Raw genomic sequence first — 26809 nt, 5'->3', positions numbered from 1 at the left:
AACCGCTCAGAGAGAGGTTAAGCTTTTTTAATGGCTAGCAAATAAGTCATGAATAATAAAGGGTGGAATTAGACTGCCAGTTATTGTTCTAATGATTGCTTATGCATCAACCAATATTGAACCAACGCATTCAGCTGCTCTTGTTTGAAAGGCTTTGTACAATAATCCTGCATACCCACATCAAGGTATTTTTTACGCTCGCCATCCATTGCATTGGCAGTCAACGCAATAATAGGTGGCAAATCTTGGGGAGCATAGAGCTCATGAAGTTTGATGGTTGCCTGTACCCCATCCATAATCGGCATGTGATGATCCATCAAAATCACATCATAACGCTCAGGATATAAGGCAAATATCTCGATAGCTTGTTGCCCGTCATTGACGTGAGTGACCGTATGACCACCATTATTAAGGGCTTTTTTGGCAATCATCGCGTTCACACTGTCATCCTCAACCAACAAGATATGACCGACCAGCTCATCACTCGGCAACGTTATTGTAAAGTCATTGTCCGCTTGCCATATCTCATAATCTTCTGTAGCAATACACGGTAGCGGCAATAATACTCTAAAGGTCGTGCCAATACCGACTACGCTATCTACTTCAATATAGCCACCCATTAGCTCCACTAGAGACTTACAAACAGACAATCCAAGTCCGGTACCACCATAAAGCCTATGGGTATATTTATTTGCTTGATCATAAGCATCAAATATTGCCTTTAATGATTCAGACTTAATACCGACGCCCGTATCCGTAACCTCAATACATAAAGTCATTTCTTGATGAATCGTTGTACTATTTTTATCATCAATGGCAAAATCTAAACGACTATCATTACTTCCTTTAGCCTGATCGCAATCCTTATTATCTAGACAAGGATTGTCTTGCATATGTTTAACATCAATCGTTACACGCCCGCCTTCACGGGTAAATTTAATCGCATTATTGACCAAATTTACCATGACTTGCTTAAGACGTACGGGATCTCCTTTAACATAAGGCGATAGTGACTCGGTATAGTGATAGTCTAAAACCAAGCCACGTTGGCGAGCTTTGATAGCAAATAAGCTAACGACCTCATTACAGAGACTAGATAGATTCATCGGAATAGAATCGATAGTCATTTTACCGGCTTCGACTTTTGATAAGTCTAAAATACCATTGATAATCGCGAGCAAATGCTCATTTGATACTTTTATATTCTCGATATATTCTCTTTGTTCAACGCTCAGCATGGTGTCACTGAGCATCTCAACCATACCGATGATACCATTCATCGGTGTGCGTATCTCATGGCTCATATTGGCCAAAAACGCTGACTTCATCTCATTGGCATATTTAGCATTACGCTGCTGCTCTTGTAGCTGTAAAGCATCGGCTGCCATCATCGCAAACTGAGCCAATAAATCCGCTTGTTTGTCAGTAAAATCATGGTGAGGCTGCATATCCATCAAACATAGTGAGCCCAAACGATAGGTTTTACCGTCTTCATGCATAATAATGGGAGCACCCGCATAAAACTGTATCTTAGGCCAATCGGTAACCAATGGATTTTGATTAAATCGACTGTCTTTGGTTAAATCTGGCACCACAAAAACGTTATCTGAGAGCACGGTATAATTACAAATAGCGACTTTACGCGTCGTCGTACAAACACCACCAAGCCCATGAACAGATTTTAAATACTGGGTGTCCCCATCCATAAAGGTAATGGTCACCACTGGCATATTAAAAAACAGTTTGGCAAGCTCAGTTAAGCGTGCAAAAGAAGGTTCTTCATTATTATTGAGCACCTGATATTTTTTGAGCTTATTAATACGCTCAACTTCATCTATAGCGATGGGGTAATCAAAGTCTGGTACGTTGGATATAGACAAGGTGGACTCCATAAATTCATATCAGAGGCTTGGTTTAACAGCCGCCTGCTTAAGCAATAATTGTAATGCCTCACTCACCATAAGCATGGCAACTACTGAGGTGACGACGACCGCCGAGCCATAACCACCACAGTGCAAACCACCTGTTTGACAGCTCTTGTCTACGCGCGGTGGTTCTGTCGAATAAACACACTTGATACCAAATTTCTCTTTTAGGGCACTATTAATGCCCTTTTCATGACGCAATTTATTGCGCAATTTGGCCAATAATGGATCTTGATAGGTGTCTCGTAAATCGCCGACTCTGATCTGACTGGGGTCTATTTTACCACCTGCCCCGCCAGCACAGACCAATTTTAGTTTGTTAAAACGGCAATGCAAAGCAATGGCAAGCTTGGCATCCATATCATCGATACAGTCTAAAATCACAATCGGAGCGGTTTGTGACGCCGTTTTTGCTTCTTCACGACTGGGTAGCAATGTTGCGACATTTTCAGTGGTCAAAAAATCATCAACCAAATGCAACGTAGCTTTTGGATTGATTTCACGAATACGTGCTGCCATCGCCTCAATTTTACTTTGCCCAAAGCTACTATCTAAAGCGGGCAGCTGCCGATTGACATTGGATGCTACCAATATATCTAAATCAATTAGCGTAATAGTACCGACAGCCGTACGCGCCAAAGCCTCTGCTGCCCAGGAACCGACACCTCCTACACCAATAACATAAACATGCGCAGCAGAAAATGTATCTACTGCAGCATTACCATACAGTGTCTGAGTACCTTTAAAACGGCGCTCATACTGCTCGGCATCTCTATCTCTATCAGGTGTCTCTAATGTTTCAGGTACAAAAATCTGCTCTTCGATAGGCTCTGGTTGGATAATATCTGACTGCATGTGTGTGTCTTCATTCATAACGATGTGGAAACTCTTTCAAAAATTTTATTGTTAAAACATTTGTATATTAATTAGTATGCGCTAAAAACTTCAAAGCGTATAAGACCACTTAGTTTGCAAAGCATTACAACTGTTGAGCCACAATTGCTGAGCGAGGATAGCCGCAGGAACATTTAGTAATTCGCTCAAGCTATGTAGTACGTAAAGCAAATTAGCAGGAACATTCCTACTATGCATAGACGTATCATCCGATTCGCTATTTTTATCTCGTCCAAGCACAGACGCGTTATTAGATGACGCATCTTCTAAATTATTATCTAGCGTCTGGCCTAGGATAGGCATCATATCGGGGCAATCTGTCTCGATAACCAAACAGTCAATACCATAACTCTCAACCGCAGCTTGAATGGCAAGGCGCAGTTTTTTCGCATTGGGATTGGTTATTTGCCCAGTCACGCCAAGCTTAAACCCTAATTTCGCAAAGGCTTTGGCTTCTTGTACACCACCACTAAAACTATGGGCAATGCCGCCAAGCTTATGCGCGTCATAATTATGTGCTTTTAGTAAAGCCAGTGCTTTGGCATGTGCTTTACGAATATGCAGCATAACAGGTAGCTGATGTGCCACTGCCATATCTAACTGCGCAATAAAAAACCGCTGTTGTTTGGCAAACGTTTCAGGCTGCTTCATGGCATCGGTAAAAGTATCTAAACCTATTTCACCAATGGCCAATGGACGCTGTTCATTTAGCATTTGCGCCATTTCTTCCAAATGGGCTTCTGTATGCTGCTCAATATAAAAAGGATGTAAACCTAGCGCAATATGTACTTTAGGAAAACGTTTTTTTTGGTTCAAACAATTTTTTTTATCCAATTGACAAAGATCATTTATCTGCTGCTGATTCTCATAAAGCCGTACAAAATATCGGTGCAAGTAACCAACCAAAACTAAATGGCGCACACCTTTATCATAGGCAAATTGCGCCTGCTCACCTCTATCCTTATCAAACACAGGAGCATCAAAATGCGTATGAGTATCAATTAAAGGAAAAATCTTCGTTCTTACTTTACTATTGATAGCTGGTGTATCAATCGCCGTCATCAAGAAACTCCAAAATTCATCATTGCTATGATAAGTCAGCTTTCCCATTAACTACTTTCTAAATAATCATTTTACTCACTATCTGTACTTTTAGCTTTTTCTATAGGGTCATAATTTTCAGGCACTGGTTTGTGCGCCTTTTGACTACTGCGTCTTGGTATCAGTACCAATGCAATACCCACTACGCTTAATGCCAGCCACTTTTTTTTATTATTAGTGCTTGCCATTATAGTTACCTTTTAAAATTAACTGACGAATAGTACTTAGCCGATATTTGATAAATACGGCTTTATAGGTGACCTTTATCTATTTTAACAAATATATCGTACTATCAGCAAAAGTGTGACATACCCATGTTATCTGTTTTTATTATACGCGTATAGCCAAGGCATATGTTTATCTATTATATGAATACGCAAACTAAAGTACGGTGTATGTAATACACCGTACTTTTAAGTATAGTAAAACTTTAAGAGAGATATGAAAGCAGAGTTTGATAAGCGCTTAAAATCCTAGATAATTTATTAGCGAACAGCCATAAAAGCGCTTAACGATTTAAGGGATAAGTTGTGATACCTGTGCTTGGACTATCAACACGAGTAAAACCTTTGGAAGTTGTTTTTGGCTTTTGATCCCGTTTAGGAATCAAAGGATTGAGTGGCATAAGCTCGTAATCAGCACTAATATCACCATTCCAACCTTCGGTACCGCTTAATGGCAGCTGTTTAATCGTACCGTTTTTATCAATAACCAGCTGAAGGACGCGCATCTGATTGTATTTACGCTCTGTCACGCTTGCTACTGCACCGCCATCACGGAGGATAGTCGGCTGTAAAAATATGATTAAATTGCTTTTTTGGCTATTGTCATTGTCCGATCGGAACAGTCGACCGATAAGGGGTACATTACCCAAACCTGGCACTTTTTGTTGGCGCGTAGTGGAGTTGTCGCGCATCAAGCCACCTAAAGCAATGGTCTGCTGATCATCTGCCAAAATGGTAGTATTGATCAGGCTTTTATTGGTGATAAGACCGCTGGCATTCCCAGCACTACCCGGTACGACTGAAGAGACTTCCTGTGATACCTCTAAACGTACGGTGCCGTTTGCACCAATATGCGGGATGACGTTTAGATTGATACCAATATCTTGGCGATCAATGGTTTGAAAGGGGTTCGTCGAAGAGTCACTACCCGTGGTGTAGGAGCCTGTCACAAAAGGTACGTTTTGACCCACTAAGATACTGGCTTTTTCATTGTCCAAGGTCAAAATCGATGGCATGGATAGCAGATTGGCACTGGTAGAAGAATCAAGCGCTTGCAAGATAGCACCATAGAACTGGGCATTGCCTTTGCTGTCTTTACTACTACTGCCAATACCTAACAAAGCACCAGCAATGGAGCCTGCTGCCGCGCTTATCCCTGTACCACCTGATAAAGCAGCAGCAGCAAGCGAAACTGCACTTGCGCCCACGTTATTAAAGTTCACCACGCCATAACCGCTATTGGCATTACCCAGTGCCCACTGAACCCCAAGCTGCGTTGCATCATCGCCTGATACTTCAACAATAGCCGCTTGAATCAATACTTGCGAGCGGCGGCTGTCTAACTGATTGACAGCATCTTCGATCTCAAACATCAGCTCAGGTGCTGCATTAACAATGACGGCGTTTTGAGTTTCATCAGCGATAATACTAAAAGGTCGTCCACCGATACCGATACTTGTACCCGCTGAACTATTATTCGGTAAAGGCGTAGCAGCAGTACCACCGATACTATTGCTACCTACCTTACTATTAGCACCACCAGTTAGCGACGATCCTGTAGCAGCGGCATCATTCAATGATGCTGACTCTAATGTTGAAGAACCGCCAGAGCTATTGATAGATTGGCTGGCAAGGAGACCGCGCAGCATCTCAGCAATATGACCGGCACTGGCATATTTTAGGCGGAAAACACGCAGACCACTTAAGCGCCTTGAAGGCGTTGTGTCCAACTGATTGACCATCTCTTGAACCTTGGCAATCATCTCAGGACTGCCTTTAACCAACAGTCTATCGCTCGCAGTGTCGGCGATAACCTTTAGCTGATTGTTGCCAGTTGCTTGACCGCTACCAGCACTCGCCACCAGCGCGCTAATCAACTCCATCATACGTTCAGCATCGACATGACGTAGTGGTATGACTTGTAAGCTGTCATTTACATTACTGTCTAAATCACGTATAAGCGCTGTCAGCTGATTTAGGCTATCAGCACGATCGGACAGCACTAAGGCATTGACTCCAGGCACAGCAGCGGCATGTGCAGACGGCGGCATAAGTGGACGGATAACGCCCAAGACTTCCGCTGCTTGGGTATTCGTCAGATAAATCACCCGCGTTGCCAAGGTTTCACCGACGCTCTCACCACGTAAATCAACAGCAACACCAGTTTGTTTGGCGACGTTATCTGGCACCAGTTTAATCGTTGTTCCTGAATCGATAGCAGCGATACCGTTGACTTGCATCACGCTCAAAAACAGCTGATAAATCTCATCACGCGACAAAGGCTTGTTGGAGATCACAGTCACATTACCGTTGATGCGCGGATCAAGGACGAAGTTTTGATTGGTAATCGTCGCCACTTCATTGATAAAGGCTTTGATATCAGCATCTTGCAAATTGACTTTCCAGCTTTCAGCACTCACCAGCCCAGTACTAGCCGCCCATAGTGGTATGGCCAAGCAGAGAGGACGGCACAATCGCATCAAACGCTGCAAAATATGATGCAAAGGTGTGACTGAAAAATTATAAGAACTGACCATATTGATGATTACCTACAGTGATGGCGCTTGGTATGTACTGAATTCAACGTATGTTGAATATAATGGTTACTGGATTTGATAAGTCCTGATTCTTTAATGCTTTTGATAAGTCATAGTTCTAATTGATACTAAGTTATGTTGGCCATCATATCGTCAATCATATCAACCAACAAATATTTATTTTGAAGAATCATTTTTGTCACTTATATATGCTAAAACTGCTGCCGAATCGTAATGACTTGATCGCCACGTTGTACTTCTATCTGCGCTTCCCCTGATTGCTTCACTTGTTGTAATACGCGAGCATCCTGAGCAGGATTACTACCGACGCTTTGCCCGTTGACTTTCAGTACTCGATCACCAGACTCAAGTCCCAAGCGATTGCGTATATTAGCAGGCATCGCTGCTGTGACTTGATAGTTATCGCCTCCTGCCATTACACCCATTCTACTTAAATAACTGGCAGGGTTTTCTTGTAATTCAGTCACTGCTTCGTCAATTGCAGATTTGGGCGCGCTGTCGCTAGGTGCTTCGGCAGCCAGTTGATTACCAGTATTGCTTAGGTCAGGCACAGGCGCATTAGGTAGCATATTGCCATCTTGCAAGCGCTGATTACTGACCCCGCCTGCGATCATCGCACTTTGATCAAGTGGCATGGCTTCTGGCATACGAATCACCGTTTCCTTGTCAATAGTATCAGCGATAATAATCTCGTTCCAAGCAACCGCAACCAACGTGTAATCGCTGTCTTTTAAGGTGTCACCAATTCGGTAGTTTTTGACTTCACCGTTGACCTCTAGAAGTGCCGAAGACAAACTTTCTGGAATGGCCAGCAATACACCCTTTAGCACAATATTAGGCGGCGGCTGCACTACAGCAGCGATAGGATCAGGGTCGGCAAAAATAGCAAATAGACTACTATAATCTGGAGCGGATAAGGCGTTATCCTGTAAAGGTACCAGTGGTAATGCAGGCGCTAACGGTGGCGCAAGCAGTAGCCATAAGAGTCGCGCTGCCGTCCAGCTTAACCAAGCGATTGCCAATAATAGCAGCCAAACGGCAAAGCGGTTAAAAATATTTAGCACAGGTTTTAAGCTTGTAGGGAGCGTCATCATCTAGCGTGTCCCTAGCCCATTTAACAGTGGTTGACGTACACTAACCACAGGCGTATCTTGCGGCGCTTTGCCCTTGTATTCAGGCATACTCTCGAGCAGACGCTGGGTCAAGCTGACATCCAACATATTATCGCCATCAAGATACAAGTCGCCTAAACGCTTGTCTTGATTGTTGACAAGATTGATATGCAGCAGATTTTTGTTATTTTTTTGCTCGGTGCTCAGCTCAGCACGCAGCGCAGGTATGGTGAGATAAAATATTTTGCCGCCGCTAGGATAGCCAAGCTCGCCGCCAATCCATGTCAGCTGACCTGACGCTTGACGAAAGCCCGACATGTTTCTATTGGAGTCACTGTTTGAGTCACCATCGTTTGAACCAGACTGACGTTTGAGCGAGATATTATTGACCTGAATTGGCGTATTTGGTAATTGCCAATCGACAACCCGAGTCAAAGTCTCAGGCGCAATTTTACCGCTCATGTCTTTTACTTCCCAAGAATTTGCGCCTATTTTTACCTGCCCACTGAGGCGAGTTTGCTCTGATGAAATATCAATCTTCGCACCAAACTTACCCAATAATAAATGCCACGGCTGCCACGACCATTCAGCCGCCCCGATCAATGGCGTCGCTGACAGAGGTATCTGCCAAATTGCAGCGCCCTGCCATACGTTACCGGACACATGCTGCACATAAGGCGTCTCTGGTGCATATTTTTCAAGTAGCCATGCTGCCGGCATTTGCAAAATAGCAAATAGCGCGAACAAGACAAGTCCAATTAACCACCACAGCTTACGGGGACGCTTATGAGACGAGGCAGATACTTGGGGCACGATGGCATAACTCTTATATCAGGTAAAAACGTCATTATCATAGCAAACAATAGCATACAGATGACAGCAAAAAAGCCAGTATCTTTTTACCAAAATAGTGGTAAAAAGATACTGGCTTTTATCTGCCTATAAAGGTTCGATCTACTTGTTAATCAAACAGAACTTTATAGACAGAGCGTTCGTTGCTAAATATAACAGCGACTATCCATTAGAAAATTAAATAGCAAAATCTTCAAGACGACGACCTGCGGCTAATGCCTCTACTAACCATGTTGGTTTACGTCCGCGACCAGTCCATGTTTCTTCGTCATTGTCGGTATTACGGTATTTAATGCTACGCTTCTTTTCTAGTTTTTCGCCCGCTTGTAAAATCTCCTCGATACTGGCATTGCTTTCTTCAGCGATTTTTTCAAACTGCGTATAAGCATCATACAAGCGCTGGTGTTGCTTTTGAGCAATAAGCTGCTGTGCATTTTCAGTAATAGCACGTAGCTCATCAACATTTAAGCTGTTTAAATCAATAACATTACTTTTGTTCATAGTATTTTCCACATTAAAATAAAGGGTATAAATAAATAGCATTTATACTAGAAATAGATTTATCAAGAATTACTAAATACAGTAATTATTAAATAATAAATCTTTCGAATATTGATAAAAATTTGATTGTCTACTGATAAATATGGTGTGAATGCTTAAAATTATAAGCAACGCTAATATAAACAAAAATACTGACAATAACAATGACTTATCGTTATTTTCTACTAAAATCAATAAATGGTGGTTAATTCGATGGCAATCAATGATATTAAATAAATAGCATTACTTATTAATCTTTCTTTAAATAGCCTCCGTAATGATTAGGGCTGTATAGTTATTATCAGGCACATTGATGCACAGGTTCTGTTGGCATATCGATTTTAAAATGACTTAATTATATAAATGACTCCTTACACTTTCATTATCTATACATACTAAAAAGCCTTGCATTAGCAAGGCTCTAAGTTTATTTCTTTACACTTCCTTTCTTATATGATTTAAAACGGAATGTCATCGTCTACAGGGCCATCTGGCATTGCTGTAGGCTTCGACTGCGCTGGTGCTTGAGTCGGTTTATTAAATTGATTCTGCTGAGCGGGCGCATTCTGATTGTTAAAGCTATTTTGATGACCACCCTGTGACGCACTGCCGCCTTGATTATAACCGCCTTGTTGAGCGGGCTGATTGCCTCCTTGCTGACCATAGTCGTTCTGGCCACCTTGGTTACTAAATCCGCCGCCCTGATTACCATAGCTACCTTGGTTGCTTTGACCACCTTGGTTATTGCTACCAAAGCCACCACCAGCATCATTACTACCACCTGTCGAGCCATCTAGCATTTGCATTTGTTCAGCACGAATTTCAGTGATATAACGGTCTTGTCCGTTGGGATCTTGATATTTACGGGTACGTAAGCTGCCTTCGATATATACCTTACTGCCTTTACGAAGATACTGCGCAGCGATTTCACCCAAGCGATTGAACAACGAAATACGATGCCATTCTGTTGCTTCTCTTTTTTCACCGCTTTGCTTGTCTGTCCACTGCTCTGATGTCGCAACCGAAATATTGGTCACGCTACCGCCGTTATTGAATTGACGTGCCTCAGGGTCTGCACCGAGGTTACCGATGATGATAACTTTATTAACACCGCGCATGATATCGTCCTTTTACTTATGAATAATTTTATTACCAGCTTTAATCGAGTCTTTAATATAAAGCCTCAATCTTAGCAGTAATATACTTTTACTTTAACCATTTTTCTGTTAAATATCTAGAGGGCTTTGCGCCAAATGCGACAGCTCCTGTCGCGAAGTATCTGTGAGCTGCGTCTTGTCCAATTTTAAATAAGCAACCTGTTCTTTTGCCATGACCACCAGCTCATCAACACCCTCTACTGCCAGCATTTGCCGTGACCAGTCCTGAATATCGATATTCTTTGGTATCGTCACAGTCGTACTTGACAAATATGGTGGATCAGCAATAGGAATAATCAGCAGTAAAGAGGCGGCCATTATAATTGCCAATATGCCCCATGCCAACAAATTAGGCTGACTTAATAACAACCCGCCCATTGCGCCACCAACAAAAGCACCAAAGAACTGACTGGATGAATTTAACCCCATCGCAGTGGCTTTATTGGCGACTGGTGCGCGCTTGGATATCCATGAAGGAATCGTTGCTTCAAGTAGATTAAAGCCCATAAAGTAGAGCAATAAACCTAATATAATACCGACGCCAACCTGACCACCGAGCGCCAATAATGCTAAGGCAACCGTCATCAGTGCAATCGCGGCTAAAAATACTTGGCGCATTTTGCGTTTCTTTTCTGCGATAATAATAAAAGGTATCGCGACGGCAAAACCGATAAACAATAAAGGCAAATAGACCAAGCCTTGCTGACGTACCGACAACCCTAGTACGTCATTAAGCTGATGCGGTAAAATAACAAAGATAGCGGTCATGGTCAGATGCAGAGCAAATATGCCAATGTGCAAGCGATTTAGATCACCAATTTTTAGTACCGTCGCTAACTGCTGACCAATAGATTTATTGTCTAAATTGTGCTTAAGTACCCGTAGCGGTGTCGGGACGAACAGTAACAATAACATCGCCAAAACTGCAAAGCCTGCAGTCAACCAAAACAATCCTGATATACCAAGCGAGCCGACCAATAACGGACCAAAGGCAAAAGCAAGCATAATAGAGGTTGCAATGGTCAAACCCATGGTTGCCATTGCTTTGGTGCGCATCTCCTCGCGCGTAACGTCTGCTAACAGCGCCATCAATACCGCCGAAACCGCGCCACTACCTGCCAGCGCCCGACCAATAATAACTTCATAAATATCCGTGGCATTGGCGGCAATAATACCGCCGATGGCAAACAAGACAAGACCTAAAAATATAATTGGCTTACGCGGGAACTTATCCGCGGCAAGGCTCATCGGAATCTGAAATATCGCTTGTCCTAACCCATAAATACCGACTGCCAAACCAATCAGAAACGGCGTCGCATGCGCATAATTATCACCATACACAGAAAATACTGGCACAATCATAAACAAACCAATCATCCGCAAGGCAAAGATGCCACCGACCCCGAGGATTGCCCGTTTTTCTACGCTATTCATACTTGCCTCACTGGTTCATCATTGCTGGTTTATCACGGCAGCTCTGCTTGTATTATTACGACTGTATCAAGGCTTTAGCCTACAAATTAAGCTCACTAGTATAAGACATTCGCCGTTTGCTTGCCGAGACTTTTGCCCTCCTACTTCAGCATCATAGTGGACACCGACTTAAGCCATTCATTTTACGCAATAATTTTGTTACCAAGTGCATCTGATGGGTCATTGCACCTTGAATAATGCAGCTATCATGACAATAAAGTAAGACGTTGAGAACGTTGTAGTCTGAAAAAATTTATGATAAATTTTTTTACAAAACGACGTTATTCTGCCAAATCTATAACAAACCACTCATATTAGTTAATCTTTATTTAGATTACCTTTATCCATTTCAAGTATTAAAAGCATATTCTAATATAGACAGCCATTACTATCGCTTTGTGAAAACTGCATATTTTTATAAAGCCGTATTAATTTGAATAGCAATTTTAAAATTATCCACGTTTTTGATGAATCATTTGACTCATATTGATTGCTCCTTTTAATTTTTTTGAAAATATCATTTAGCAAATAGGAAACCTATCACCGATGGCACACGAGTATATTAAGGTTCGCGGCGCACGCACTCATAATCTAAAAAATATCGACTTAGACATTCCACGAGATAAATTTGTGGTCATTACGGGTTTATCAGGCTCTGGTAAATCTTCATTGGCATTCGATACCTTGTATGCTGAAGGGCAACGTCGTTATGTCGAGAGCTTGTCAGCATATGCGCGTCAGTTCTTATCTCAAATGGAGAAGCCAGACGTCGATAGTATCGAAGGCTTGTCGCCGGCGATTGCTATCGAGCAAAAATCGACTAACCATAATCCGCGCTCAACCGTCGGTACGATTACCGAAATTTACGACTATCTGCGTCTGCTTTATGCGCGTATTGGTACGCCGTTTTGCCCAGAGCATGGCGAGCCAATGGTCGCGCAGTCGGTCACTGAGATGGTCGATCAAGTTATGGCATTGCCAGATGACACGAAGATTATGATTCTTGCGCCTGTGATTCGTGAGCGTAAAGGTGAGCATACGGTCTTGCTTGAGCAATTAATTGGTCAAGGCTTTGTGCGCGTACGTGTCGATGGCGATGTCTACGATACTGATGAGCTACCAACACTCGATAAAAAGAAAAAACATACCATTGAAGTCGTCGTTGACCGCTTCAAAGTCCGTGATGACTTAGGTAACCGTGTCGCTGAAAGTTTGGAGACTGCCCTACGCTTAGGTCAAGGTTTGGTGACGCTACACTTTATGGACGGCAATCCAAAAGAAGGCGGCGATGAAAACCAAGTCATGTCAGCCAAGCATTCTTGCCCTGTCTGCGATCGCGCAGTCTCTGAGCTTGAGCCGCGTATGTTCAGTTTTAACAATCCGTATGGTGCCTGCCCGAGCTGTGATGGTCTCGGTAAACGTCAGTATTTCTCAGCCGAAAAACTGATTACTCATCATGAAAAATCGCTCAATCAAGGCGCAATTAATGGTTGGGATAAGCGTCATGCCTATTACTTTGGTCTGCTTTCAACCGTTTGCAATCATTTCAAAATTGACATGGATGCCCCGTGGCAAGATCTGCCCAACGCGCAGCAAGACCTTATTATGCAAGGCTCTGGTAAAGAGAAGCTGACGTTTAACTTTACTGATGAGCGCGGTCGTAAAACTAACAAGACCGTACCATTCGAAGGTGTGCTTCCATACTTAGAGCGCCGTTATGCCAAAACCCAAAGCAATCTCGTCCGTGACGAGCTAGCGAAATACTTGGCTGATACTACTTGTAATGTCTGTGATGGCGCGCGTCTCAATGAGATCTCACGTAATGTGCGCGTTGATGGCCAGACCATCGCTCAAATCGTGAAGCTGTCTATCGGTGACGCGGCTGAATATTATAAGACCATTAAAATTGGCGGTCATAAAGGCGAAGTTGCGGAGAAAATCTTTAAAGAGATCAACGAGCGTCTCAACTTCCTTGTCAGTGTCGGGCTTGATTATCTGTCACTTGCACGTTCTGCTGAAACGCTATCAGGCGGTGAAGCGCAACGTATTCGTCTCGCTAGCCAAATTGGTGCAGGCTTGATGGGTGTGATGTATGTACTCGATGAACCATCGATTGGTTTGCATCAACGTGATAATGATCGCTTGCTAAAAACCCTAACGCGCTTGCGTGATTTGGGTAATACGGTATTGGTCGTTGAGCATGATGAAGATGCAATTCGTCAAGCGGATCACGTCATCGATATCGGAGTGGGCGCTGGCATACATGGTGGTCATATCATCGCTCAAGGTACGGTCGATGACATCATGGCAAACAAAGAATCGCTGACTGGACAATATATGTCTGGTAAGAAAAGAATTGAGATTCCAAGCATACGCCATAAAGCCAAAACGATCGATATGGAAGTCAAAGGTAAAGCTAAGCCGAAACAAGTACCGATGACTATTGAGCTCAAAGGTGCATCAGGCAACAACTTACACGATGTTGATTTGTCTTTACCAATCGGTATCATGACTTGTATTACTGGCGTTTCGGGTTCTGGTAAATCTACCCTCATCAACCGTACTTTGATGCCATTAGCTGCAACGCAATTAAATAATGCTTCCACGCTCATCGCGGATAAGCATGACAGCATTAGCGGTCTTGAGCATTTGGATAAAATGGTCGATATCGATCAAAGCCCGATTGGTCGTACACCGCGCTCAAATCCAGCGACTTATACTGGCGTGTTTACACCAGTTCGTGAAATGTTTGCACAAACTCAAGAAGCACGCGCCCGTGGTTATAAAGCGGGTCGCTTTAGCTTCAACGTAAAAGGCGGACGCTGTGAGATGTGTCAGGGTGATGGTCTTATCAAAGTTGAGATGCATTTCTTACCTGATATGTATGTGCCGTGTGATACCTGTGAAGGCAAGCGCTATAACCGCGAGACTTTAGAGATTCACTATAAAGGTAAAAATATCGCGGACGTCCTAGATATGACCGTAGAAGATGCTACTGAGTTCTTCTCAGCCATTCCAGCGATTTATCGTCGTTTGCAAGCCTTGATGGATGTCGGTCTCAGTTATATTCGTTTGGGTCAGTCTGCACCAACGCTATCGGGCGGTGAAGCGCAACGGGTCAAATTGGCGCGTGAGCTTGCCAAACGGGATACCGGACAGACGCTTTATATCTTGGATGAACCAACCACTGGTTTGCATTTCCATGATATCGATAAGCTGCTGCATATCTTGCATGCCTTACGTGATAAAGGTAATACTATCGTCGTCATCGAGCATAACTTGGACGTCATCAAAACGGCGGATTGGGTAATTGATTTGGGTCCTGAAGGCGGTAAAGGTGGCGGACTGATCATCGCTGAAGGTACGCCTGAGGAAGTGGCAGAAGTCAAAGAGTCATACACGGGTATATTCTTAAAGCCGATGCTTGAGCAAGGTATGAAAGAAATAAGTTAGTAGAAATTAGTTAATTATTAATAAAAGGCTACTCTTTAGGGAGTGGCTTTTTTTGTTGGTGAGGATGTATAAAGAAAAGTAAGACTCCAACGAAAAAAACCGTAATTATCGGTAGTTATTATTATATTTAAAAATTATTGATAGTAAAATTGATACGACTAACGCAAGTATATATATTCAAAAAATCAAATATTGCCTTGGCTTTTTCGGTAAAAGCTTTATCTTCTGACAACAAATAATCGCAATAGCAGGCATAGGCTAAATGCTGTCCATCACTATTTGAGCTAACAAGCCTTCTATATTTCTTGTGGAATCCTTTATCTCTTTTATAACCCAATATATTTAGGATCATATAAATATTCATGACTTTCTCAAATTTGTAGAGATTTCTACCGTAAATCTTATCTGACAATAGATAAAAGTCAGTAATATGTTTGGTATCACTGCTGTTAGTATACTTCTGATATATCTTTTCTAAAACTCTAGGCGGTTTAATATTATTTAAATATTTTCCATCGATTCCTGTCACTGCTTCTAACTCTCTAATACCATCATGTCCACTGTTGGTTTCTAGATCCATACCGGTATTACTCATGCTGTTCAACATGGAATTTTGAGCGACATCAAACTGACTACTTTGCCCTTTAAAATCTCTTTCAATAACTTTCTTTAAAAATCGATAATCAGCTTCAGAAATTTCAGCCTTTACAGATTCAAACACTTCTAAGATTTGTTCATGTAGATTGTTAAAATTTTCCTTAGATTCGTTAGCGTAATCAAAAATACTATTGCTATATTCATTTGAGAAAAGACTGAATATAAACTGCATATTATTCGTAATAATTTTACTCGCTATTTCATCAATGAAGTCTTTGGAGAGAAATTCTTTGTACACGATAAATGGACTTATGTATGAATTAATAATAACAGCACCAGTTATCTTAAAATTCTGACCTACCTCAAATATTATTCTTCGAGCTTCAAGGTTTTCCAATACTTGTAAAAACTTATCTGGTTCACCTGAGCGTTCAATTTCTTTAAGTGTTTCATTAGAATATATGACCTGACAATTGTATCCTGCAAATTGCCCGTCCTCTATCAATACAGGATATTCAACAATTTTATCTAAAATATTTTGATCTAGATAAAGCGTTGGTTTTCCATGATATATTTTATTGAAATTTAGTTCTTTAAAGTCACACGTTCTATAATCTGCAATATTTTCAAAACGCGGCATTATATTCACTCCCAAATAAGTAGTACAACATGTTGATTATTCGTATATTAGCTCGTATGTTAACGATTCATATTATGCAAAATTATCTTGTTAGGTCTCGTTCCTTGACACCAACCTACCTAGCGTTATTCATAGTTAACATTAAATCCGTCGTAGGTTGGGTGGAGCTTGCGACACCCAACAAAATTAAGTAATATCAGCTATTAGTTATAATTTGCAGAATAGCATGCAGTATCGAAGGCACTATCAAAAAGGAGCAACCTACTTTTTCACTATCAACCTAGCTGATAGGTCTAGCGATTTGCTAGTCAAAGAAATTGCAACACTTAGACAATCCTTCAAACTCGTTAAACAAAAACACCCCTTCTACATTGATGCCATTGTTATCTTGCCAGACCATTTGCATATGTTATGTACTATGCCAAATAATGATGCAGACTTCTCTAAACGAATAAAACTCATTAAATATTACTTTTCTTATAACATTGCCAAAACAGAATCTATTTCGAGTAGTAGACTTAAAAAAAGCGAGCGTGGTATTTGGCAACGTCGATTTTGGGAGCATTGCATTCGCGATGAATCAGACTATCGAGCACATATCGATTATATTCATATGAACCCTATTAAACATGGGTATGTTAAACAGGCTAAAGACTGGCAATACTCCTCATTTCATCGATTTGTGACGGATGGTTTGCTTCCTGTCAATTGGGGCGGATGAGTATATTCTTTTTTAAAGTAAATGTTGGGTGTCGCAAGCTCCACCCAACCTACAAGTTAGACATTTTTCAGACTTAAGATAATTACCATTAACCTAAATAAACTCCCTCTCTACATTCATCACCCGCGCATCTACCGTACGTTCTATTTTTTCTTCAATTTGACTACATTGCGACTCGACCTCACGTTTGGATATCCCGACGATCACAAACGTCCATTCACTGGCATCATGCCGATCACGCTCACCGCTCTCACATACCGCGACGCTTGGCGTATTGCCAAAACGTGCATGCAAGCCGCCCATCCGTTGGCGTTTTTCTTTTAACGAGCTACAGCCGGGTAGCGCAAAAGTCAGGGTTAAGATAGCGATATGCATTTTATTCTCCTTGCGACAGTAGTTTACGCTTTATAATAGTAGCAAATAAGCACGGCAAGTTATGCTATCGTTACCTTGCCGTATCGATACCCTATAACCACTCACACTGTTTATGGTTATACCATTCACAAATATTACAATAGCCAACATGCGTATCTAATCAATGACCTCTATCAGCTACGTACAGCAACAGCACATTACTCGACTATGCGTGCGTTGCGGCTTACTCCTTATGCAATATGGCGCTGAGTCTGCCGTGGTGGTGGACTTATGCAAACGCTTGGGGCTTGCTTTGGGGATGAACAGTGTAGAATGTTCACTGAATTTTAATGCCATTACCTTAACCACTATTTGTGATGAGCGCTGTATCACCACCACCAGAGACACGATCAATCAGAGCATCAACGTCAATTTATTGGTACAAATCCAGCAAATTGTCAATAAAACCGAAGCCCTCACAGATAATGATAATGACAAACTGAAGCCTGAGCTGACTGAACGCACTACCCTTGCCTTTGATGAATTAGATAAGACGGTTTATCCAACGTGGTTAGTGAGCGTGTTTGTTGGTGCATCTTGTGCTGCATTTGCTTATCTAAACGGCGGCAGTTGGTCAATTACCGCCGTGACCTTTATCGCAGGTATGGTGGCGATGCTCACCCGTATTTATCTGTCCAAGCACCATTTTAATCCCTTTATAGCGGTCATCGTGACCGCTTTTATTGCCTCTTTAATTGGGTCGACTACCTATTATTTTGATATTGGTAATAATGCCGATATTGCTGTTGCCTCTAGTGTACTCTTATTAGTGCCAAGCTTTCCTTTGATCAATTCTTTCTCAGATATCCTAAAAGGCTATGTCAATATTGGGATTGGGCGTGCCGTTTTTACCTATATGCTGACTTTGTCCGCGTGCGTTGGTATCGTAATGGCGCTGGGATTACTTAGAATACAGCACTGGGGGTTTTGACATGTGGTTCATTGAAACCGTTGCGCTGTCGTGTATTATTACCCTTGGTTGGACGCTGATGTTTAGCGTGCCCAAACGTTACATTTTGCCTTGTTTGCTGATGACCGCGTTTGGATTCGGGCTAAAGACGGCTCTCGTTTATGAACATGTACATATCGTGGTTGCCAGCTTTTTCGGGGCGATGCTTGCCAGCTTTTTGGGGGTGTATTTTTCTAAAAAGTACACGCTACCGCCCAAAGCATTAATTTCGCCCAGTGTCATCTGTATGATGCCAGGTATCGCTGCTTATAAAGCAATGGTCAGTATGGTACAGATTGGCTATTTTGGCTTTTCCGACGAGTTATTTAGCCAAATGATGGTGTATTTATTTGAGGCCCTATTTGTGACCTCAGGATTGGTACTCGGCTTATCTATTCCTGGACTATTATTTTATAGACGTCGTGCCATCGTATAGATGGTGGACTGTTTTTAGCTAGGCACTGTTTTCAATTAACGTTCCAAATTACATTAACAACCCCTTAATAAAGAGACTCAATATGACTAAACACTATGATTATATTTCCATTGGCGGCGGTAGCGGCGGCATTGCCTCGATTAACCGCGCAGCGAGCTATGGCAAAAAATGCGCCATTATCGAAGCCAACCAATTGGGCGGCACCTGCGTGAATTTGGGCTGCGTACCCAAAAAAGTGATGTGGTATGGCGCACAAGTTGCTGGAGCCATTCATAAGTATGCGCCAGATTATGGCTTTGACGTTGAGCTAAAAGGCTTTGACTTTCAAAAACTGGTACAGAGCCGTCAACAATATATTCAAAACATTCATCGCGCTTATGACAATAACTTGGCAAAAAACGGTGTTGAAGTGATAAAAGGCTTTGCCAAATTTGTTGATAATCATACCGTAGAAGTGAATGGCGAGCTTATTACCGCTGACCATATTTTGATTGCTACAGGCGGTCATCCTATCAAGCCAAATATCAAAGGCGCAGAACATGGCATCGATTCTGATGGTTTTTTTGCTTTAAATCATTTGCCAAAACGGGTCGCTATCGTTGGAGCGGGATATATCGCCGTTGAGATCGCTGGTGTGATGAATAGTCTCGGCGCTGAGGTACACTTGTATGTCCGTCAGCACTCGCCGCTGCGCTCGTTTGATCACACCATTGTGGAGACTTTGCTGATAGAGATGGAGCAAGACGGCATTCAATTGCATACCAACACCATGCTCACTGAAGTTGTTGAAAATGACGATGGTAGCCTGACTTTGTGTACCACAGATGGTGCTCTTGATACCCTAGACTGCTTGATTTGGGCGATTGGTCGCGCGCCTTCGACGGACAATATCAATTTGCAAGTGACGGGCGTGGAAACGACCGAGTTTGGCAAAATCATAGTCGATAAATTCCAAAACACCAATGTTAAAGGGATTTATGCGGTAGGCGATATTATCGAAAACAGTGTTGATTTGACGCCAGTGGCTATCGCAGCAGGTCGTCGCTTGTCAGAGCGCTTATTTAATAACAAACCTGATGAGCATCTAAACTATGAGCTGATACCGACGGTTATCTTTACCCACCCTCCTATTGGCACCATTGGTTTGTCTGAAATCGATGCCGTAAATCAATTTGGTAAAGACAATATCAAATGCTATACCTCCACCTTTACGGATATGTATAGTGCGGTGACTCAGCATCGCCAAAAGTCTACAATGAAGCTGATATGTTTAGGCGAGGAAGAAAAAGTCATTGGCTTGCACGGTATCGGCTTTGGCGTGGATGAGATGATTCAAGGCTTTGCGGTCGCGATCAAAATGGGCGCAACCAAAGCTGACTTTGATAATACCGTTGCCATTCATCCAACTGGCTCAGAAGAGTTTGTGACGATGCGTTAGCAATGGACTAGGTAATATTAGTAATAGCCTTATCTATGATATAAAAAGGATACCGTTTGGGTATCCTTTTTTATTATCAGCAACCAATAGAAGTGCTTATTTATTAGCCCTTATTTATTAAAAAGTATCAAAACCTCTAATTACCTAATACCCACTCATCATTAATTAGATAAACTTTAAATCCCGTCTTGTTGGTTTGGCTATTACCCGCAATCGTTTGGGTGACATCAGCGCTACAGAGATAGGCATTTTCACCCTCAATGGTATCGCAGTCGATATTCTCAATGCGCTCAAGCTTTGGCATCATGGTCTCCATCATGCCGCTCATGGCTTTTGCCATCTTATCATTGCCTGCGTTAGCCTTTGCGTCCTCTACTATCTTGGTAGTTTGCTCATATTGCGCTTCGATCAGCCCTTCAACCGTATTTTCAGGAGGCGCATTAGAACACGCGGTAAAAAACGGCGTGAATACCATAATGAATACCGATTTTTTGAAATTTCTCACGTCGTCGTCCTGATATGTTTATAAAATTTAAGGTGCGGATAATTCAGACAGTACAATCGGGATGCTGCTATGATGTGCTTAATAATGATGGTTGCGAGATAATCATGTGGCAGGCGTATTTTTTTATATTACCGATTGGGCTTGGCATTTTAACCTTGGTTGTCAGTCTGATATTTTTATTTGCCTATATCACCTCTAATGACAATGCCACACGCTTACCAGCATTTAACTGGTTTAAGCGCTTAATTGTGGTGGCATTTTTACTGCTGAGTATAGGACTGTTTATGACTTTCAAATACTTTTGGGGTCGATAATATTAGCCTTTACATATTTTTTAACTGACTGGTTTTTCTAATTCTAGTAATTCCAAATCCTGACGCTTTGGCTCGCCATTATTACCATCATTTGGAAACGGCATTTTATTGCCATTTAGCTGATAACCACGGCGCTGATAATAAGACAATAGCTCAGGACGATGGCTTAAAATAGACATGGTCAAACGAGCCGGCTTTTTATTGGTTGCTTGACTATCAGTGGCTTGCTTATCTGATTGCAAATGACGACCTGCAAATGTCTCAGCTGCTTGCAAAATCACGTTGCCAACGCCCTGCCCTTGTAGCTCAGGATGGACGGCAAACATGCCGATATAGGCTTTTTTATCACCAGCAGCATTAACTTGCATATCTACTCCGATACATCCTAACAGCTCACCCGTTTCTTCTCCATCACGCTCACCTGTTATGGTTTTTGGATAAACGAAAAGATAATGGGTGGGATTAGTGATGGTACTAGCCAGCTCATCTTGAGTGATACGAATACCACCGATTAAGTCTGCTTCGTTGGTCCAGCCTTCTGTCTGCCGATAACAACGATTCAATAGCTGCTCAAGTGCGTCGATATCACTAGCTTCTGCTTGGCGTAAGAAAACAGTTTCTTTATTGGCATTTTCGTTATTAATATTGTCGTTATTAGCCTGGTTTTCATTCATATTATTTTGTCCTTTTATTATCCGTATGTTCAGTTCATTACAAAAAGCTCATAAAGAGGCAGATAGAAATTTTTGCCGCCTCTGTCGGCGGAGGCACAGCACGCAAGAAAATTTCTATCTGCCTTATGTATTGATAAAATACGTGAGATTTTTATGTGATACCTATCCTAGATTAAAAAGCTGACCTAAATAAATAGCTCAGCTTTAATAGTAATATTTATCCGTTTTCATTACTAGCGCGATAACGCCTGCGCTTGCTCGATGATATCAAACCCTGCGTTAATCTGTGCCCGTGTTGGCGCATGACCTTGGCGTAATAACTCAGAGAATGCCACCAGCTCCTTATCACGTCCAAGCGAGCTTGCTGCACTGGCACGCATGTTTTCATCTTCGTCATCGAAGTAGTATTCTATGTAGTTAAAACTATCTGGCGAACCCATTAGAATGCCATGATCTGGCGTCGCAGCATGTCCACTATAACGCAAACTTTTGCCATATTGCATCGTCCAAAAGAAAGGAATACGCTCCTGAAGCGATTTGACGTTATCGTCATTTAAGATAGCAGCTGCCGTCACCATGCCATGTTGCAATGCAACCCGCCAGTGCTCAATACGCATACGCCCCAGTTGATTGGGCGCTTTGGCAATATCCCCCAACGCATAGACACCATCGCGCAGTTGTAAATGCTCATCGACTTGTACGCCATCTGGATGATTTGTATTCTGTAATAACTCGATACGCGGTGCGACACCTGTTCCTAAAATGACGATATCAGCATCGATTTGCTCACCATTGGCTAATTTGACGCCAGACACTTGTGAGAAGTTATCTTCGTTATTGTCAGTAGTATTTTTAGCTGCAGTGATTTCAGAGACGCTGGCATCAAACACGAACTCAACACCATTTTCTTTATGCAATTTAATCAGCGCATTACTGACCGTTTCTGAGACGATATTGCCCATCACGCGATGGTCTTGACCGATAACAGTGATAGAAGCAGTAGTACCCGATTGCGCCAATGCTGACGCAACTTCCATACCGATAAAGCCCGTCCCGACGATGACTACGCGCTGATCATGACTGGCGGCTTTGATTAATTTGGCATCATCCATACTACGCAAGGTATAGACACCATCAAGCGTTGCCCCTTTAATAGGTGGAATCTTGGGCTCAGCGCCGGTTGCCACAACCAAAAATTCCGCTGTTAGCTTGTTGCTATCACCCTTTTCATCTGTTATCACGATACTACGCTCATTGAGCAACACTTCACTGACCGTTTGCTTTAAGCGCAGTTCAATATCGTGTTTGCTTGCCCAATCTGTACCGCCCAGTAATAGCTTTTCTTCTGGCATATTACCGGCCAAAAAAGCCTTGGATAATAAAGGACGATTATAAGGGGCTTTGTCCTCGGCACTCACCAAGGTAATCTTGCCGCCGTAGCCAGTATTGCGCAGCTGATGGGCAGTCATAAACCCTGCACCACCGCCGCCAACGATAATGGTATGAGTATCAGTCAGCTTATCATTTTCAACCTGCTTATCTATCTTGGCTGAGGTATCAACCGTTAGGCTATCGCCATTATCTATGATTTGATATTGAGTCAAGCCTGTTGTCGCGATTGGCTCCAGTAATGCGCCGTCGCTGCTGTCAAAAGTTGCATGATGCCAAGGACAAATAACGCGATTACCACAACGCAAACCTGTACCCAAATCTGCTCCAGCATGCGGACATTTGCCATCAAAAGCACGAAACGTGCTGTCGTCGCGGGTAATTAAAATGATACTATCGTCATCTTGCTTATACGATTTCATGCCGCCGCTGACAATATCAGCTTTGTTGATAGTGACTGTATTTATAGTAGCTGCCTTACTCATAAGTCATCCTTAACGGTTATAATGGTTCCTGTTTAAAGCGTGTCGAGACTTATCGATAGTAGCAAGCCTCCTTCACTTATGCTGTTCTTTTGTATATTGACCACGTTGCAAAACGTAATGACTGCTTTTTTAATCCCTATTAATGTTCTATAAAACGTAAAAGACTATCTTATGACTGTTCAAGACCATGATATTACCGCTGCTACTGATACTGCCAATTTACCGCAGCCGATACAGCCGCTGTTAAAGCATGCTACTTACAAGGCTCATACCACGGATTTTATTGTTAACGAGTTGCTACCATTAGAGTTCACCGGTGAGGGTGAGCATCTCTGGCTACATATCCAAAAGTCAGGGATGAACACGGCGTATCTTGCCAAATTATTGTCCGAATGGGCGGATATTCCTTTACGTGATGTCGGCTTCTCAGGACTGAAAGACCGTCATGCGCTAACAACGCAGTGGTTTAGCTTGCGCATACCAAAGAAGCAATTACCAGACTCTGAGTTTGCGCCCGTAGATATCGGTGCTAATGAGTCAATCACTATCCTTGAACAGCAGTGGCACAATAAAAAACTCAATCGCGGCACGCATAGAGCCAATCAATTTACCATTACTTTACGAGATATCCAGTTTGCTGATTTAGAAGTTACAGCGTCCGAGCAGGATTTATCGGCTAAACAAAGTGACAAAAGTGCTGTCGAGCAGCATTTAGCCAATATCAGCACAACGGGCGTGCCCAATTATTTTGGCCCGCAGCGCTTTGGTCGCAGTGGCAACAATATTAGAGAAGCATTGTCATTGTTTGCGCGTCCTGTACCTGAGGCCCGTCCGCCGTCTAATAAAGGCAAACGTAAACGCGTGCCACGCGAGCAAAACACTATGGAGCTATCGGCGGCACGCAGTTTGATATTCAATGAGATATTGGCAGCACGTGTCCGTGATGGTAGTTGGAACAACGGACTTGCAGGTGAAGTATTTAATCTAGATGGCTCAGGCTCGATATTTGCAAGCGACGAGATAGACGATACCTTACGAGCCCGTCTTGAATCAGGCGATATCCATCCGACCGCCGTGCTGTGGGGCACAGGTAATGAGAAGGTCAGCGGCAAAGCGGCAGCCATGGAAACTGATATCGTAGCGCATAGTGCATTGTTAACACAGCTAGCCACAGGTCTAGAGCAGCGTGATATCAAGGCGCAAAGGCGAGCACTACGATTACCTATTGAAGCATTAAGCTGGGAATGGCAGGATACAGAAGGTAGTCAGATACTAATCTTAAACTTTACTTTGACGACCGGTAGCTTTGCGACCAGCGTATTAGCAAGTTTGGTACAAGAATTAAATACCTAGACATTATCTATGTCATAACCGGTTAAGGACCTAAAAGGTTAAAGTACTGATTTATTTGCTAGCGGTATAAAATGAGATAACCGTGCTATTTTCTGCTGCTAGTATCTCGTTGGCACTAACGACTTGATTACGTCCGCGATCCTTGGCTTCGTATAGTGCTTTATCAGCGATACAAATCAAGCGCTGGCAAATGTCGATGGGCAATTGTGCCTTCGCGATTTCTGTGGCGACTCGTTTTCTTCTGTGGGCAATTCTTCGTTGCGAGCTGTTTTGTATTGGGCTACTTTTTTGCAATTCTTTAATAGATAAACGGTCTTTTTTTGAACTATTTGGCGATTGTATATTCTCTTCTAATTCAGTAGCCCTATATTCACTTTGAATATGAATACGCTCAGCATGCGTCAAGGTATAAACTCCTAAGCTTGCCGTAACATTAAAATCTGCATGGTTGTCGCCACTGATAACTTGCTCAGCAATATCTCGTCGCAGCTGTTTAGCAATCGTCATGACGCTATCATGCGAGGTATCTGGGAGCACGATTAAAAACTCTTCTCCACCATACCGACTCACAATCGCCTCTTCTGTCAATGAATTCAATAAGGTTTGTGCAACCTCAGACAATACTTGATCGCCAACATCATGACCATAATTGTCATTAATGTTTTTGAACCAATCTAAGTCTAATAATATAATACTGACGTCCTGCTGATCTCTCATTGCCAAAAGCGCCTGCTGCATTTGCGTTAAGCCATAACGGCGACTTTTTAGCTGAGTCAATTCGTCATGATTGGCATACTGCATAATCTCCGCTTTACTGTTATCCAATATCAACAGCAGCGTGCGAAACATATAGATGATAAAAATCGCTTTTGGCAGCGACATATAAATATGTGTGCTGCGCCAAAAAAAAGCGGAAGAAAAACGCAGTTGATTAAACGTATCCCAGCTAAGCGTCCCATTTTGAAATATGGACGCAGAGATGGCATTTTCGATAGCCGTGGTCTCGCTATAGGTCAAATAGTTATAGCTATCCAAGGGAAAAGAGGTCGCTGTCATTTGTTGCAGGTTGGGAATCGTAAAGCCGAAATAGGGAATTAATGTAGCCGAAAAAATCAGCATACTATGAGCCAAAAAAGCCTTCCATACATAACGTCGCCGTATAAGCATCATACCCAGCATCGCCCCGCCCACCAGCGACACCCCAGCAACCAAGCTGCTATGCCCCATTACCAAAATAACCACCGCAATATAAGTACTATAAAGCGTGATTAATACCGCCTGCCACGTATGTAGCGAGCCGCGACCGGTTTTAATAGGCGATGAGCGACTGATCATCCATAAAAAGAAGAGTCCAAGCAGCGTAATGCCAATCCATAAAGGATACAACAGCGCCATGTCGACATAGGAGCCATAGGTCTCTCTACGAAACCAAACATACAAGCACCAGATCCAATGTAAGGTAATTTCCATCAACACAAACAATGCTAGCAGCAATGCTCTATCAGCAGCCTGCCACTCGAAAATAACTCGAGAGAGTTTTCTATAGCCTAGATGAGATATCGAAAAAGCCATAGTGGGCTACCGAAAACAATGAAAGTGATTGAG

General features: G+C 42.5%; 23 protein-coding genes. 7 read left to right on the top strand and 16 right to left on the bottom strand.

The window, feature by feature from the left end; all coding sequences use genetic code 11:
* Positions 1-80 precede the first annotated feature (80 nt).
* The 10 genes from OEG80_RS02820 to OEG80_RS02775 all read right to left on the bottom strand — a co-directional run bounded on the left by OEG80_RS02820 (position 81) and on the right by OEG80_RS02775 (position 11797).
* A complete protein-coding gene (locus tag OEG80_RS02820; RefSeq protein ID WP_263241647.1) occupies positions 81-1880 on the bottom strand; it encodes a GAF domain-containing hybrid sensor histidine kinase/response regulator in 1800 nt (599 codons plus the stop codon).
* Between the two features lie 21 nt (positions 1881-1901).
* A complete protein-coding gene (locus OEG80_RS02815) occupies positions 1902-2798 on the bottom strand; it encodes a tRNA threonylcarbamoyladenosine dehydratase (RefSeq protein WP_263241646.1) in 897 nt (298 codons plus the stop codon).
* A 72-nt stretch (positions 2799-2870) separates the two neighbouring features.
* A complete protein-coding gene (locus OEG80_RS02810) occupies positions 2871-3881 on the bottom strand; it encodes a TatD family hydrolase (protein WP_263242457.1) in 1011 nt (336 codons plus the stop codon).
* A 71-nt stretch (positions 3882-3952) separates the two neighbouring features.
* Positions 3953-4108 (bottom strand): hypothetical protein, encoded by a 156-nt coding sequence (locus OEG80_RS02805; protein WP_020444125.1) that lies wholly within the window; start codon positions 4106-4108, stop codon positions 3953-3955.
* Positions 4109-4428: 320 nt separating this feature from the next.
* Positions 4429-6681 carry a type II secretion system secretin GspD gene (gspD, locus tag OEG80_RS02800; RefSeq protein ID WP_020444126.1) on the bottom strand — a complete coding sequence of 751 codons (2253 nt, stop codon included), beginning with the start codon at positions 6679-6681 and terminating at the stop codon, positions 4429-4431.
* 212 nt (positions 6682-6893) lie between these two features.
* On the bottom strand, positions 6894-7796 hold the full coding sequence (locus OEG80_RS02795; protein ID WP_263241643.1) for a type II secretion system protein N: 903 nt from the start codon (positions 7794-7796) through the stop codon (positions 6894-6896).
* A complete protein-coding gene (gene gspN, locus OEG80_RS02790) occupies positions 7797-8627 on the bottom strand; it encodes a type II secretion system protein N (protein WP_263241642.1) in 831 nt (276 codons plus the stop codon). It abuts the gene before it with no gap.
* 216 nt (positions 8628-8843) lie between these two features.
* Complete coding sequence (locus tag OEG80_RS02785; RefSeq protein WP_020444129.1) at positions 8844-9167, bottom strand: H-NS histone family protein; 324 nt, start codon at positions 9165-9167, stop codon at positions 8844-8846.
* Positions 9168-9664: 497 nt separating this feature from the next.
* Positions 9665-10324, bottom strand: coding sequence for a single-stranded DNA-binding protein (ssb, locus tag OEG80_RS02780; RefSeq protein WP_020444130.1), 660 nt, complete (start codon positions 10322-10324; stop codon positions 9665-9667).
* A 108-nt stretch (positions 10325-10432) separates the two neighbouring features.
* Complete coding sequence (locus OEG80_RS02775; protein ID WP_133105127.1) at positions 10433-11797, bottom strand: MFS transporter; 1365 nt, start codon at positions 11795-11797, stop codon at positions 10433-10435.
* Positions 11798-12382: 585 nt separating this feature from the next.
* Between OEG80_RS02775 and uvrA the strand changes: the two genes are divergently transcribed.
* Positions 12383-15289, top strand: a complete 2907-nt coding sequence (uvrA, locus tag OEG80_RS02770; protein WP_263241641.1) for an excinuclease ABC subunit UvrA — start codon at positions 12383-12385, stop codon at positions 15287-15289.
* A gap of 127 nt (positions 15290-15416) precedes the next feature.
* On the opposite strand, the gene OEG80_RS02765 is transcribed toward uvrA, so the two are convergent.
* Positions 15417-16526: a hypothetical protein gene (locus tag OEG80_RS02765; protein WP_263241640.1), complete on the bottom strand. Its 1110-nt coding sequence runs from the start codon at positions 16524-16526 to the stop codon at positions 15417-15419.
* Between the two features lie 226 nt (positions 16527-16752).
* Between OEG80_RS02765 and OEG80_RS02760 the strand changes: the two genes are divergently transcribed.
* Entirely contained in the window at positions 16753-17247 is a 495-nt protein-coding gene (locus tag OEG80_RS02760) for an REP-associated tyrosine transposase (RefSeq protein WP_442792449.1), read from the top strand.
* Positions 17248-17340: 93 nt separating this feature from the next.
* Here OEG80_RS02760 and OEG80_RS02755 read toward each other — a convergent pair whose 3' ends face one another.
* Positions 17341-17622 carry a DUF503 domain-containing protein gene (locus OEG80_RS02755; RefSeq protein WP_263241637.1) on the bottom strand — a complete coding sequence of 94 codons (282 nt, stop codon included), beginning with the start codon at positions 17620-17622 and terminating at the stop codon, positions 17341-17343.
* Between the two features lie 163 nt (positions 17623-17785).
* Here OEG80_RS02755 and OEG80_RS02750 point away from each other — a divergent pair, with 163 nt between their 5' ends.
* The 3 genes from OEG80_RS02750 to gorA all read left to right on the top strand — a co-directional run bounded on the left by OEG80_RS02750 (position 17786) and on the right by gorA (position 20484).
* The gene (locus OEG80_RS02750; RefSeq protein WP_263241636.1) at positions 17786-18592 is read left to right on the top strand and encodes a threonine/serine ThrE exporter family protein; all 807 of its coding nucleotides are present in this window, start codon (positions 17786-17788) and stop codon (positions 18590-18592) included.
* Between the two features lies 1 nt (position 18593).
* The gene (locus tag OEG80_RS02745; RefSeq protein WP_149492098.1) at positions 18594-19046 is read left to right on the top strand and encodes a threonine/serine exporter family protein; all 453 of its coding nucleotides are present in this window, start codon (positions 18594-18596) and stop codon (positions 19044-19046) included.
* A gap of 82 nt (positions 19047-19128) precedes the next feature.
* Entirely contained in the window at positions 19129-20484 is a 1356-nt protein-coding gene (gorA, locus tag OEG80_RS02740) for a glutathione-disulfide reductase (protein WP_263241635.1), read from the top strand.
* 136 nt (positions 20485-20620) lie between these two features.
* Here gorA and OEG80_RS02735 read toward each other — a convergent pair whose 3' ends face one another.
* On the bottom strand, positions 20621-20989 hold the full coding sequence (locus tag OEG80_RS02735; protein ID WP_263241634.1) for a hypothetical protein: 369 nt from the start codon (positions 20987-20989) through the stop codon (positions 20621-20623).
* A 104-nt stretch (positions 20990-21093) separates the two neighbouring features.
* Between OEG80_RS02735 and OEG80_RS02730 the strand changes: the two genes are divergently transcribed.
* Positions 21094-21303 carry a hypothetical protein gene (locus tag OEG80_RS02730; RefSeq protein ID WP_149409416.1) on the top strand — a complete coding sequence of 70 codons (210 nt, stop codon included), beginning with the start codon at positions 21094-21096 and terminating at the stop codon, positions 21301-21303.
* 20 nt (positions 21304-21323) lie between these two features.
* Here OEG80_RS02730 and OEG80_RS02725 read toward each other — a convergent pair whose 3' ends face one another.
* Positions 21324-21977: a GNAT family N-acetyltransferase gene (locus OEG80_RS02725; RefSeq protein WP_263241632.1), complete on the bottom strand. Its 654-nt coding sequence runs from the start codon at positions 21975-21977 to the stop codon at positions 21324-21326.
* A 233-nt stretch (positions 21978-22210) separates the two neighbouring features.
* A complete protein-coding gene (locus OEG80_RS02720; RefSeq protein ID WP_263241631.1) occupies positions 22211-23851 on the bottom strand; it encodes an FAD-dependent oxidoreductase in 1641 nt (546 codons plus the stop codon).
* A 171-nt stretch (positions 23852-24022) separates the two neighbouring features.
* Here OEG80_RS02720 and truD point away from each other — a divergent pair, with 171 nt between their 5' ends.
* A complete protein-coding gene (gene truD, locus OEG80_RS02715) occupies positions 24023-25204 on the top strand; it encodes a tRNA pseudouridine(13) synthase TruD (protein ID WP_263241630.1) in 1182 nt (393 codons plus the stop codon).
* A 51-nt stretch (positions 25205-25255) separates the two neighbouring features.
* On the opposite strand, the gene OEG80_RS02710 is transcribed toward truD, so the two are convergent.
* Complete coding sequence (locus OEG80_RS02710) at positions 25256-26776, bottom strand: GGDEF domain-containing protein (RefSeq protein ID WP_263241629.1); 1521 nt, start codon at positions 26774-26776, stop codon at positions 25256-25258.
* Positions 26777-26809: the final 33 nt, after the last annotated feature.

The organism is Psychrobacter sp. SC65A.3, assembly GCF_025642195.1.
Classification (GTDB): Bacteria; Pseudomonadota; Gammaproteobacteria; order Pseudomonadales; family Moraxellaceae; genus Psychrobacter; species Psychrobacter cryohalolentis.
Note: the sequence above shows the minus strand (reverse complement) of the source record. Positions and strands in the feature narration are given on the sequence as shown.

Bases quoted from the DNA above. Each gene is read 5' to 3' on its own strand.
- OEG80_RS02710 (WP_263241629.1), bottom strand. From the start codon at position 26,776: ATGGCTTTTTCGATATCTCATCTAGGCTATAGAAAACTCTCTCGAGTT.
- OEG80_RS02725 (WP_263241632.1), bottom strand. From the start codon at position 21,977: ATGAATGAAAACCAGGCTAATAACGACAATATTAATAACGAAAATGCC.
- gorA (WP_263241635.1), top strand. From the start codon at position 19,129: ATGACTAAACACTATGATTATATTTCCATTGGCGGCGGTAGCGGCGGC.
- OEG80_RS02805 (WP_020444125.1), bottom strand. From the start codon at position 4,108: ATGGCAAGCACTAATAATAAAAAAAAGTGGCTGGCATTAAGCGTAGTG.
- OEG80_RS02755 (WP_263241637.1), bottom strand. From the start codon at position 17,622: ATGCATATCGCTATCTTAACCCTGACTTTTGCGCTACCCGGCTGTAGC.
- ssb (WP_020444130.1), bottom strand. From the start codon at position 10,324: ATGCGCGGTGTTAATAAAGTTATCATCATCGGTAACCTCGGTGCAGAC.
- OEG80_RS02815 (WP_263241646.1), bottom strand. From the start codon at position 2,798: ATGAATGAAGACACACACATGCAGTCAGATATTATCCAACCAGAGCCT.
- uvrA (WP_263241641.1), top strand. From the start codon at position 12,383: ATGGCACACGAGTATATTAAGGTTCGCGGCGCACGCACTCATAATCTA.
- OEG80_RS02730 (WP_149409416.1), top strand. From the start codon at position 21,094: ATGTGGCAGGCGTATTTTTTTATATTACCGATTGGGCTTGGCATTTTA.
- OEG80_RS02775 (WP_133105127.1), bottom strand. From the start codon at position 11,797: ATGAATAGCGTAGAAAAACGGGCAATCCTCGGGGTCGGTGGCATCTTT.
- OEG80_RS02795 (WP_263241643.1), bottom strand. From the start codon at position 7,796: ATGATGACGCTCCCTACAAGCTTAAAACCTGTGCTAAATATTTTTAAC.
- OEG80_RS02745 (WP_149492098.1), top strand. From the start codon at position 18,594: ATGTGGTTCATTGAAACCGTTGCGCTGTCGTGTATTATTACCCTTGGT.
- OEG80_RS02810 (WP_263242457.1), bottom strand. From the start codon at position 3,881: ATGACGGCGATTGATACACCAGCTATCAATAGTAAAGTAAGAACGAAG.
- OEG80_RS02765 (WP_263241640.1), bottom strand. From the start codon at position 16,526: ATGCCGCGTTTTGAAAATATTGCAGATTATAGAACGTGTGACTTTAAA.
- OEG80_RS02720 (WP_263241631.1), bottom strand. From the start codon at position 23,851: ATGAGTAAGGCAGCTACTATAAATACAGTCACTATCAACAAAGCTGAT.
- truD (WP_263241630.1), top strand. From the start codon at position 24,023: ATGACTGTTCAAGACCATGATATTACCGCTGCTACTGATACTGCCAAT.
- OEG80_RS02785 (WP_020444129.1), bottom strand. From the start codon at position 9,167: ATGAACAAAAGTAATGTTATTGATTTAAACAGCTTAAATGTTGATGAG.
- gspD (WP_020444126.1), bottom strand. From the start codon at position 6,681: ATGGTCAGTTCTTATAATTTTTCAGTCACACCTTTGCATCATATTTTG.
- OEG80_RS02760 (WP_442792449.1), top strand. From the start codon at position 16,753: ATGCAGTATCGAAGGCACTATCAAAAAGGAGCAACCTACTTTTTCACT.
- OEG80_RS02750 (WP_263241636.1), top strand. From the start codon at position 17,786: ATGACCTCTATCAGCTACGTACAGCAACAGCACATTACTCGACTATGC.